The sequence below is a fragment of the Streptomyces sp. NPDC085946 genome (assembly GCF_044540485.1).
Taxonomy (GTDB): Bacteria; Actinomycetota; Actinomycetes; order Streptomycetales; family Streptomycetaceae; genus Streptomyces.
Genome location: NZ_JBITSF010000057.1, coordinates 1 through 10,026, shown reverse-complemented (window position 1 = coordinate 10,026; position 10,026 = coordinate 1). Strand labels below are relative to the sequence as shown.

Annotated in this window: 9 protein-coding genes and 2 pseudogenes; 4 read left to right on the top strand and 7 right to left on the bottom strand. The window is 70.2% G+C overall.

Translation table 11 applies throughout. The features are described 5' to 3' along the window. Positions 1–315: 315 nt before the first annotated feature. On the bottom strand, positions 316–600 hold the full coding sequence (locus ACIF8T_RS40225) for a hypothetical protein (protein ID WP_400042415.1): 285 nt from the start codon (positions 598–600) through the stop codon (positions 316–318). Between the two features lie 666 nt (positions 601–1,266). Next, the gene (locus tag ACIF8T_RS40220; RefSeq protein WP_400042413.1) at positions 1,267–1,479 is read right to left on the bottom strand and encodes a hypothetical protein; all 213 of its coding nucleotides are present in this window, start codon (positions 1,477–1,479) and stop codon (positions 1,267–1,269) included. A gap of 356 nt (positions 1,480–1,835) precedes the next feature. On the opposite strand from ACIF8T_RS40220, the gene ACIF8T_RS40215 reads away from it, so the two are divergent. Next, positions 1,836–4,328 (top strand): Helicase associated domain protein, encoded by a 2,493-nt coding sequence (locus tag ACIF8T_RS40215; RefSeq protein ID WP_400042412.1) that lies wholly within the window; start codon positions 1,836–1,838, stop codon positions 4,326–4,328. Between the two features lie 476 nt (positions 4,329–4,804). Here the strand turns inward: ACIF8T_RS40215 and ACIF8T_RS40210 are convergent, their stop codons facing one another. Beyond that, positions 4,805–5,122 carry a hypothetical protein gene (locus ACIF8T_RS40210; protein ID WP_400042410.1) on the bottom strand — a complete coding sequence of 106 codons (318 nt, stop codon included), beginning with the start codon at positions 5,120–5,122 and terminating at the stop codon, positions 4,805–4,807. On the opposite strand from ACIF8T_RS40210, the pseudogene ACIF8T_RS40205 reads away from it, so the two are divergent. From ACIF8T_RS40205 to ACIF8T_RS40195, 3 genes and pseudogenes are all read left to right on the top strand, one after another. Then, positions 5,043–5,264: pseudogene (locus ACIF8T_RS40205) on the top strand (hypothetical protein); the annotation flags it as partial. The gene ACIF8T_RS40210 and the pseudogene ACIF8T_RS40205 sit on opposite strands and share 80 nt — an antisense overlap. 168 nt (positions 5,265–5,432) lie before the next feature. Next, the gene (locus ACIF8T_RS40200; protein WP_400042416.1) at positions 5,433–6,038 is read left to right on the top strand and encodes an RNA polymerase sigma factor; all 606 of its coding nucleotides are present in this window, start codon (positions 5,433–5,435) and stop codon (positions 6,036–6,038) included. Then, on the top strand, positions 6,035–7,096 hold the full coding sequence (locus ACIF8T_RS40195) for a CU044_5270 family protein (RefSeq protein WP_400042409.1): 1,062 nt from the start codon (positions 6,035–6,037) through the stop codon (positions 7,094–7,096). Before ACIF8T_RS40200 ends, ACIF8T_RS40195 begins: the two co-directional genes overlap by 4 nt. Positions 7,097–7,597: 501 nt before the next feature. On the opposite strand, the gene ACIF8T_RS40190 is transcribed toward ACIF8T_RS40195, so the two are convergent. From ACIF8T_RS40190 to ACIF8T_RS40175, 4 genes and pseudogenes are all read right to left on the bottom strand, one after another. Further along, positions 7,598–7,741, bottom strand: a complete 144-nt coding sequence (locus tag ACIF8T_RS40190) for a hypothetical protein (protein WP_400042407.1) — start codon at positions 7,739–7,741, stop codon at positions 7,598–7,600. A 316-nt stretch (positions 7,742–8,057) separates the two neighbouring features. Next, positions 8,058–8,645, bottom strand: coding sequence for an SMI1/KNR4 family protein (locus tag ACIF8T_RS40185; RefSeq protein WP_400042406.1), 588 nt, complete (start codon positions 8,643–8,645; stop codon positions 8,058–8,060). Between the two features lie 81 nt (positions 8,646–8,726). Continuing rightward, positions 8,727–9,266: a hypothetical protein gene (locus ACIF8T_RS40180; protein WP_400042404.1), complete on the bottom strand. Its 540-nt coding sequence runs from the start codon at positions 9,264–9,266 to the stop codon at positions 8,727–8,729. Between the two features lie 309 nt (positions 9,267–9,575). Beyond that, positions 9,576–10,026, bottom strand: a pseudogene (locus ACIF8T_RS40175) (hypothetical protein); the annotation flags it as partial.

Genomic DNA, 10,026 nt, shown 5'->3' with positions numbered 1-10,026 from the left:
CCCGCGGAGCGGGTCCCTCCGGGCTGCGCCCGGAGCCAGCGAATCCCCGCGCTGCGCGCGGGGATTCCGCTCCCGCTCCGCGGGAGCGGAGCTGCTCGCTGCGCGAGCAGCACAACCGTCTTGCTACGCAAGACGGATGACGCTCCGTCCGCTGCGCTCCCGGAGCTACGGGGCCTTACGGCCCCGTGAGGTGACCTCCGCTGCGCTCCAGTCACCTGTGTGGCGCTGCGCGCCACACAGGGCCGGACCCGCTGCGCGGGTCCGGCCAGCGGGCCTTCGGCCCAAGCAGCAACAGAAGTCGGAGGGCGGGTGGTCCTACTCGGGCTGGGTCACTGTCAAAGCCCACCGGATGCTGTCATCCGAGGCGTCAACGCCCACGGTGAAAGAGCCCCGCTGCACGACACCCGGATCCATGGTCACCGAGCCCACACCCGCGCTGCCGGCAGGACAGTCCACCGTGAACTCGGCCACCCGTGTCTGCTGCGATTCCATCGTCACCACCACACTGCCTCCGCCTTCACAGACCACCGTGAGCACGGTCGACAGGCCTTCCCACGCGCCGCCGGACGCGACCCCGCCATCCCCTGTCCACTCCTCCACCCACACCAGACCTTCAGGCCCGGGGTGAGGGAGGAGACCGCCATCTGCCGCGGCCGGCACAGCCCCTGCTCCTACCGCCCCGAAAGCCGCCAGTAACGCCACTGCCATGGTCTTGCGCGTTCTCATCACGTCCGCCTCTTCTGATGATCTGTCACGGCAGAGGCAGTGTGACGCTCGGGAAGACTGTCACGCATGAGTACAAAGACTCATGACATCCAGACGCGACTGTGAAGCAGAACCGGCTCTTGGTGCTCCTCCTGTCAGGCGGGTGGGCGGGCGGTAATTACCGGCAGAGTCGTTGTCTTGATCCGGCGGTAGGTCCTGAAGCCGTACGCGGTCAGTCCTGCCCAGATGACGGTACTGGCCAAAGGCCACCATAGATCCCATCCCTGCTCGCCCTGGATGAGACTGACAACCCAGTTCACCGCCCAGCTGACCGCAAGAACAAGCGCCACCCACCTGGCCCACCGCCAGATCCGCATGGTTCCCCGGGCACGGGCTTCCTGTGGGGTCTGCTCACCTTGCCGGGATCGTGTGCCATCCATGCCTCCCCGTCTACCCCCTCCTGGCCCTTGTCCTCCTGACTCGTTGGGAGAGGGGACGGAAACAGGACGGGGGCGTACAGGCTGAGGAGGCATCTTCATTGCGGTGCGTCAGGTGTGTCTGTCAGCGGTCTGAGCGCATGTCACGGTTTTCGAACGCGCGTCGAGCCGCGGCGCCCTGGTCCTCGACCAGTCCCGAGGTGTCCGGCAGTTCGAGTGCGGCAGCGCAGTGCCCGCACAGTATGGTCCCGTCTGTGGCCGGGGCGGTGGGCCTGCTGCCGCAGGCCTTGCACATCGCCTGGTGCTGGCCGTCGCGTCGGGTCTGTTGTTCTTCCATCAGTACGTTCCTTCCCGGTGGGTGATGCTGGGTTTCGAGTCTTTTGGCTCGTTTGGCGTCGGGTTCCCTGGATGGGGCAGGACGTGTCAGCGGCATCATGTGCTTCAAAATTTTTCTGGGATAGACTCTGGGATCAGATGGCAGCGTTGCCGGGGTGTCATGGCTTGTTCCGGCTTACGTTTCTTCGTCTCCGGTCGGATGCTGGCGGTTTGGTCACGGCAGCGTGTACATAGCCGATCACATGTTTTCTAGCTGCAGGTTTTTCGTCTTCTGTCGCGCGAGCCCCACATCCGACCCGTAAGGAAAGGCGGAGCAGGGTGACAGCAAAGGAACTCCGTCCTCACCAGCGAGAAGCCGTGGACGCGGTACTGCGTGCATTGGAATTTCCTGCATGGTCGACGGTGCCCGAGCGAGGGCTGCGGACTCAGGTGATCATGGCGACCGGAACCGGGAAGACGCTCGTGGCTACCCGCAGCGCCGAGGAACTGCGGGCCGGCCGGGTGCTGGTTCTCGTGCCGTCGCTGGACCTGCTCGCCCAGACCGAAGCCGCGTGGCGCGAGGGCGGCCGTACCGGCCCGATGATCGGGGTCTCCTCCCTCAGCAGCCGGGAAGCGGGCTTTGCGAACACCACGGACGTGGATGAGCTGGTCGCTTGGGTACGGCCGTTCGACAAGGTCACGGTGTTCGCCACCTACGCATCCCTCGGGCTGGGCACCCTGGAGCGCGCCCATGGCGCCGGCCTGCCGGGCTGGGACCTGATCGTCGTGGACGAGGCGCACCGCACGTCGGGGCGGATCGGCAAGCCGTGGGCGGTGGTGCACGACAACACCCGCATCCCCGCCCTGCGGCGGCTGTACATGACGGCCACGCCGCGGCTGTGGCAGCCGGAGGAGGGCGAGGACGAGGGGCAGGGGGTGCCGGGTGAGCTGGTCGCCTCGATGGAGGACGACCCGGACGGGCAGTTCGGGGCGCGCTGCTACACGCTGACGCTGTCGGAGGCGATCGACCGGGGGATCTGCGCGCCGTACCAGGTGGTGTGCCTGGACATCACCGACACCCACCTCCAGGCCGCCCAGCTCCTGGGCGCCGACGCCCGGTCCGAACAAGTCCGCGGGGCGCGGCTCGCGGCGCTGCAGACCGCGCTGGTGAAGGCCTCGGCCGAGGAAGGCTTCCGCAGGACGCTGGTATTCCACCATGTGGTGAAGGAGGCGGAGGCGTTCGCGGCCGGCCTGCCTGACGTTGGGAAGCGGCTGCACGCCGATGACCCGGGGCTGTACCCGAAGACGGTCTGGGCGGAGTGGCTGTGCGGTGAGCACAAGCCGGGGTACCGTCGACGGGTCCTGACAGAGTTCGCCGACGGTATCGCCGGCGACGGTACCGTCGTGGAGAAGACTTTCTTGAGCAGTGTGCGGATCCTCGGCGAGGGCGTCGACACCCGCAACTGTGACTCCGTCTACTTCGCCGACGTCCGCGGCGCCATGCCCGACCTCGTCCAAGCCGTCGGCCGCGCCCTGCGCATGCAGCCGGGTGAGGGGAAGGTGGCCAGCCTGGTCGTGCCGGTGCTGCTGGGGCCCGGGGAAACGGCGGACAGCATGCTGACCTCGCGGGCGTACGGCGGGCTCGCCAAGCTGCTGGAGGCGCTTCGGGCGCATGACGCCCGAGTGGTGGAGCAGCTCGCCGAACCCCAGGCCCGCAGCCGTGTCAGGGGCGTACAGAGCCGTCACGGGGACCAGGAGGAGAGCGAGGGGGTCGGCAGCGACCGAAGCGACCGACTGTCAATGCCGGCCCGGCAACTGCTGAAGTTCTCCACGCCACGCGACCCCGCCGCCCTGGTGGCGTTCATCAACCTGCGCGTCCTCAACCCCGAACACGCACACTGGCGACGCGGCATCGAAGCCGCCACCCTCTACCGCCGGCTCCACGGCGACCTGAAGGTGCCCTTCACCTACCGCGTCCCCGACCACGAGGAGCAGAAAGAGCAGGGGGTGGAGGGCGAGGGGTGGCCGGCCGCGCTTGCCGGATTCCCGCTGGGACAGTGGATCGCCGACGCCCGCCGCTTCTACACCCGCGACCGCTTGGCCGAAGAGCGTGTCGAGCAGTTGGAGAAGCTCGGCATGATTTGGTCGCATTACGACGTCGCCTGGGAAGAAGGGTTGGCCGCCGCCCGTGGATGGGCCGCCGAACACGGGCACCTCCTGGCCCCGCTGGACGCCACTTATCAGGGGTACCGGGTCGGTATCTGGCTGAAGAACCAGCGGGCCGCCGCACGGAAGGCGCGGGAGATCGAACAGCGGCGCGCCGAGGGCCTGCCCGTGGAGTCGGCGGCCGGGGCACTGCCGGAAGAGCGACGCGAGCAGCTCGAGGACATCGACCCCGCCTGGTGCCCCACCTGGCCTGTGGGATGGCAACGCGCCTTCCACCTCACCCGGCAGCACTTGGAGGCCGGCGGCGAGCTGCCCGCCTTGCTGGGCGACGTCGTGCATCAGGGCGAAGACCTCGGACGCTGGGTTCGGGTGCAGCGACTTGGCTGGGACAAGCTCACCGGTGTGCAGCAGTGGATGTGCCGGCACATCCTTGGCATCCAACCCGTCGGCGAGGCTGAGAAGCCCCGGCCGCGGATCAGCCAGGCCGACAAGTGGGCGATGAACTACGCGGCCGCCAAGCAGTTCTACGAGCGCGAGGGGCACTTGCGGGTGCCGAGGAAGCACGTCGAACGGGTCGTCGGCGAGGGCCAGGAGGAGCGGGAGTTCCGGCTCGGGGCGTGGATCGGGAATCAGCGCAGCCGGGCCGCGACACTGTCACCGGAGCGCGTGGAGCAGCTGTCCGCTATCGGCATGCGCTGGAGCTGACGGTGGGCGGGAAGGGTGTGCGGGTTCCGAGTACGAAGGGGTGCTGTCTCTGGGGGGCGGGGGCCAGTGGGCCCGGGGCGGTCAGGCAGGGGTGTCCACCTGCCGGAGAAATGCGGCGGCTGACGAGGTGTCTACAATCGACTGCGATCAGTCAATGGCACACCCGGGCCAACGACCGGATATGGGCCGTCGGCGGCACCTGGGAGCGGGTGTTCACCGCGCTGATGGCCCAGGGCGACGCGGACGAGTTTCCGGGCCGCGGTCGCGTGCTGGCGGGCATGGACGATCGTGGAGTGCACCGAGACGGCTCAGTTGAGATCGAGCGGTGCATCAAACGCTTGAAGCAGTGGCGCGGCTCGGTGCCGCCGCCCGGGCCAGCCGGCCTGCGGAGCGCTGCTGGGTGGGCTCTTGCGGTTCGGGCGGGAGCCTCCCTCTGCGCCTGCTGGTCCCGTCCCGCCCGCGGGAGGGGGCGGCTGTCATGTGCCGAGGGCCTGGGTCATGGCGTCGAGATCGGCCAGGAGTGTTGCCAGCCGGTGCGCGGGGATGTTGTTGATCATGCGTGCCTCGATGGCGTGGACGGCGTCGCGGGCGGTGTGCAGGCGCTGTCGGCCGGTCTCGGTCGGGTGGATGGGCAGGGCGCGGCCGTGGTCGGTGCTGGTGGCTTGGGTGATCAGGTCTGTGTCCTTGAGGTCGCGCAGGACGCTGTTGGCCGACTGGAGGGCCGGCTGCGAGCATTGCGTGCGCCTGCGGGGCAGGTTGGGCCGCGGCGCCGACCATCTGCACTGGGTCGACATCTGGCGCGACCCGGCTGGGGCGACGGCGGTGAGGGCAGTCAACGACGGCGACGAGACCGTGCCGACCGTCAGGGTGGCGGGCCAGCCGCACGTCGACCCCGATCCCGGATGGGTGCGTGCACAGCTCTCCCCCTCCATATGAGCGGCCCCGCCCCTGCCTCACACGGAAACGGACATCACCTCACGAACCGCCTCTAAGATGTGTCTCTGGACTTCTACGGCGCTGCGGTCGCACCCATACGTGACACAGGCAACAGGAACTCCTCCCGTACCGCGGAGAGAAGTGGTCGTGAGGGACTCAGAAAACGATGTGCGGCGCCGTGTGCGCGAGGGGGACCGAGAGGCGTTCGCCCTGCTGTACGAGCAGTTTGCCCGCGCCGTCTACAACCATGGGCTGCGGTTGACGGGTGACTGGTCGACAGCCGAAGAGATCATGTCCGAAACATTCCTGACTGCGTGGCGGACTCGCGTGCGGGTGCAGGAGGACGGCGGCTCCCTGCTGCCCTGGCTGCTGGGCATCGCTACCCACAAGGCGCACAACGCCCGCCGGGGGGCCGTCAGACGGCAGTTGTTCCTGGCACGTCAACCACAGCCACGTGTGGAGGAGGACTTCGCGCCCCGGACGATCGGGCGCATCGACGACGCCCGGTACTTGCGTGCCGTGCAGACCGCGTTGGGGCAGCTGCGCCGCCAAGAGCGGGAGGTGCTGGCTCTGTGCGTGTGGTCCGGCTTGGACTACCAACAGACGGCCGAAGCGTTGGGCATCGCCGTCGGAACCGTACGGTCCCGTCTTTCGCGTGCCCGCAAGAAACTCGCTCGCCTTGCGGAAGAAGACCGGGAACCGCCCACCCCCTGCGGAGAGATGACAAGTGCGGCCGCGATCGCGGCCCTGCGCGTACGGGAGGAGCTCGCATGAAGGACAACGCAGCCGGCACTCCCCCGGAGCGGCACGGCGACCGCGAGGAGATCGCCCGCCTGCTCCCGGCCCCGGCCGACTGGGACCTTCCGCGCGTGCAGCACCTTCGTCACAAGGACCTTCTGATGCACCACATCGATCACGGCCAAGTCACCCGTACCCGGCCGGCCCGTCAGCTGCTGCGACCCGCGGTCCTGGCGCCGGCGACCGCTCTGGTCCTGGCCTGCACGGTGGCCGCAGGCATCGCGCTGACCGGCGGTGACCCGGCGCCCGCCGACACCGCGTCGCACCGTGCGGTCACAGACATGCAGCCCGCCGCCGCGCTCCTGGACCGGATCTCCGACGCCACGGAGACGCACGACGACCTCACGGTACGCGACGACCAGTTCGTCTACACCAGGGAGAAGACCCGCGGGGCAGACGTGACCAGCGGAAAGGCTGTCCTCGGCCCGCTGGTGGACCGTGAGGTGTGGGCCTCGCAGGAGCCGGGGCCCCTGCAGAAGCTCGGGCTGATCCGGGAGGACGGTGCGACGTTCCCCATCAACGCCGAACTCGGTGACGCCGAGGGCACACGGGCCGGTATCAACCGGCCCACCTACCGCTGGCTCAGCTCGCTGCCCACCGACCCCGACAAGCTGCTGACCTATCTGTACGCCAAGACCCCGCAGGCCGATGGACGGGAACGTGATCAGGCTGTGTTCGAGCAGATCGGATCCCTGCTCGGCGGGGTGATGCCGCCCCGTACCGGCGCCGCCCTCTACCGGGCCGCAGCGAAGATCCCGGGTGTCACCGCAGCCCCTCAGGCCCGTGACGCGATCGATCGCAAAGGCCTCGGTATCGCCCGCGATGACACACGGTATGGAATCCGGACCGAGTGGGTCTTCGACAAGAAGGACTTCGCCTTCCTGGGTTCCCGCAGCTACCTGATCAAGGACACCTCATACGGAAAGGCCGGGACGCTGCTGTCCAGTACGGCCGAGCTGGAACACGCGATCGTCGACGAAGTCGGCCGACAGCCCAGCGACGCGCAGCGGACACAGACCAAGCGCCAAAGCTGACCGCCGGAGGTGGTGCTGCGGCCCAGATCGCAGCACCATCCCGAGGGCGACCCCACTCCCGCAGCGCCTTCGTCAGCACCGTGACCTGGCCGCCCGGGTAGGTGACGTGGGTGCGGCTGCCGACGGCGGACACCTTCTCCTTCTCGATCGCGTCGACGAGGGCCTGCAGCCGGATCCGCTCCCGCGCGGCCCTGTCGGCATCGGTCAGCCCACCACCCTGCGCATACCTCACAGCACCACAGTTGCCGAAGCCGACCGAGCCGTGTCAGCGGGTGAGTCGAACGGGGCCGGATCGGAGGTGGTCATGCTTCGGAACTTAGTTCGATATGGCAGCGGTGCCCGGCTCCGTTCTTTCCGCCGCATGCCGGGCGCAGAGGGGGGCGACGGTAGTGCGGCCTGGACGGTCCGGGCGGTCCGGGCGGGCGCGGCAGCGCCTGCCCGGGGCGAGAGGGAGATCCGGGCGGGCGCTCAAGGGGGATGTGCCGGCAGGCTGGCCGAGTGCTACGGGCGCGCGGCCGTGGTGAACGGGCGCGCCGCGAGGTCGGTGCCGGAGCGGGTGAACGGGCGCGTGGCGAGGTCCTCGCCGGGGCGCGGGCGGGTCAGGCCGGCCGGACGGAAGGCGGACGGACGCGGACGCTGCTGCATGAGGACTCCTCGGAACGTGAAGGCGAGTGATCTAGGGGTGATCCCACCAGGAAGCACCCCCTGCCACCAGGGACGAACCGGGGCACAGTGCGCTTTTCCCTGGGGTGGGAAACGGGCTGGCAGGGCGGTGCGCGCGGCGGGAGGAACCCGGCCGGGGCGGGCGGGGCCGGTCCACCGTGCGGACCGGCTCTCAAGGCTGTGCGTACGGCCGCGGGGGCCGGTCCTGGCGGGAGGGGCCGGCCCGGTCAAGGCGGTGTCCAGGTCGTATGAGAGGTGCGGCGGCTGGGCTTGTCCGAGCCGGACGAGCGGGCCGGCGTTACTCGGGACACCACCAGCCCTGCCCGGTGTGCCAGTCCCCCACCCAGTCGAGGAAGCCGCCACCGGGCTGCCCGGGCGGGGAGGCGTAGGGGGTGGCGCATCCGTCGCCGAGCCACCAGACCTGGCCGCGCTGCGGGCCGGCCACCACCAGTGTCCAGTAGGCGCCGGGCCGGTCGCTGCCCAGCAGCACCGAGCCGTGCTGGTAGAGGCCGTGCAGCACGGGCGAATGGAGGGTGTGGTCGTCGTAGTCGTACTCCCACTGCCATTCCTCCCCCAGCGGGAAGGGCTCGGCGGGCCTGCGCGCGGCAGTGCCGTCGAAGGGCTGCGGGCTCATCCAGTAGTCGGCTTCCCAACGGGTCCAGCTGTCCGGTTTCTCTCCCAGGGGCAGCAGGCCGCCTTCGTCGGGCGGTCCCTCGTGCGTGCCGTTGGCGATCTCGGCGGTGAAGGTGCGGTACGGCTCCGGCAGCACCACGCGGTGCTGGTTCTCCCAGGCCAGCAGCGCCTTCCAGCCCAGAGGGCTACGGCGGACCTCCGCCGGAAAGGCGTCGTGGAGGAGGGCTGTCGCGCTCGGGTTGTCGTCGTGCACGCGCCTACAGGTATCACCAGCCACCGACACCCGGGGTAGGCCCCTGTGAGGCAGTGGGGCCGGGGGTGCGTGCCGTGGAGCTCAGGCGGAGGCCGGGGCGGGGGTGGGGCGGGCGGTCAGGAGCAGGGTGCACAGGGCGGCGGCCAGCAGCGGGAGGGCGAAGTGTCCGCCGAGGGCTCCGGCCAGGGCGGTGCCGGTGGCCAGGCCGAGGCGGATCGCGCTGGACATCCAGCCCACCGCCTCGGTGGAGCAGCCGCGTGGGGCCAGGGCGGTCAGGGTCAGGCCGGCCACGGTGAGCGGCGGGACGAACAGGGTGCCGGGCAGCAGGGTTAGGGCGAGGACGGCCAAGGCGGGCGGCGGGGCGAGCAGGGGGCAGCCAGGCGGTGGTGAACAGGGCGGCCAGCAGCAGGTGGCGCCGAGGAAGACCAGGGCGGCCAGCAGCACGCGCAGGGCGGGCGAGCGCAGCGCGCCGAGCCGGTCGCCGCGGCGGCGGCCGGTGCCGGTCCGGGCCGCGTGCCCGGCTCGCTGACCGTGACCTTCACCCGGCCCCCGGCCTGGGTGGTGGACAAGTGGCACCTGGCGTGTGCCGTGCCGCCGGCCCACCTCGTGGCGGTCGGGCACGTCACCTACGCGGCCGTCGACGCCCTCGCCGCCTGCGCGAAGAAGGCCATGTGGTCAAGGGCGGGATGCCGGGGCTGCGATGACCGGGGGGCCCGTTTTGTGGCTCCATCACAGGGGTCTTTCTTCCTCGTCACTTCCCAGAGCCGGGAGGAAGACCTTCGGGGAGCCGCCGTTCACGGCGGCTCCCCTTCTCGTTGCCCCCTTCCTGACGCCGGCGCGGCCGGGCAAGAAGAGCGCGGGCAGGAGCCGTTTGCCGGGTGTGGTGCCCGGGCGCGGCGCGGGTGGTGACCGCTCGTGGGAGTCGTCGTGTCAGGGCCGCAGTCCGGGCCCGTGGCCGGGCAGGCTGATCGTCTGTGTCTGGGAGGTGCCGGCCGGCGGCTGCTGGGCTTGCGTGCGGCGCTCCCTTTCCGCCGGGGAGGGCGGCCGCCACGCGGGCTCCGTCCGGGAGTTGGCCATGACCACCTGCACCCGGCGGGCGATGGCGCCTTCGTCGAACGACGGGGTTTCGGTGCCGGGCAGGTGTGCCTTCAGGGCGGCCCGGGCGAGCCGCAGCAGAGCGAGTCCGGCAGGGGTTTCCTCCGCGCGGTGGGCCGGTGCGGGCTGCCGGCCGAGGCAGGCGATCCGTCCGTCCAGGATCTCGCGGGCCCGCTGCGGAGAGCCGAAGACTTCCGCCAGGCGGCACGCGGTCAGCCCGGCCGCGGCCTGCGAGCCGTTAAGAGCGGGCGAGTGCTGAGCGGCAAAACCAGGTCGACGTCGGCCA

What these genes read in the sequence shown, in the direction of transcription:
- ACIF8T_RS40220 (WP_400042413.1), bottom strand. Translation starts at nt 1,479, where the DNA reads ATGGAAGAACAACAGACCCGACGCGACGGCCAGCACCAGGCGATGTGC.
- ACIF8T_RS40210 (WP_400042410.1), bottom strand. Translation starts at nt 5,122, where the DNA reads ATGTCGACCCAGTGCAGATGGTCGGCGCCGCGGCCCAACCTGCCCCGC.
- ACIF8T_RS40190 (WP_400042407.1), bottom strand. Translation starts at nt 7,741, where the DNA reads ATGCAGCAGCGTCCGCGTCCGTCCGCCTTCCGTCCGGCCGGCCTGACC.
- ACIF8T_RS40195 (WP_400042409.1), top strand. Translation starts at nt 6,035, where the DNA reads ATGAAGGACAACGCAGCCGGCACTCCCCCGGAGCGGCACGGCGACCGC.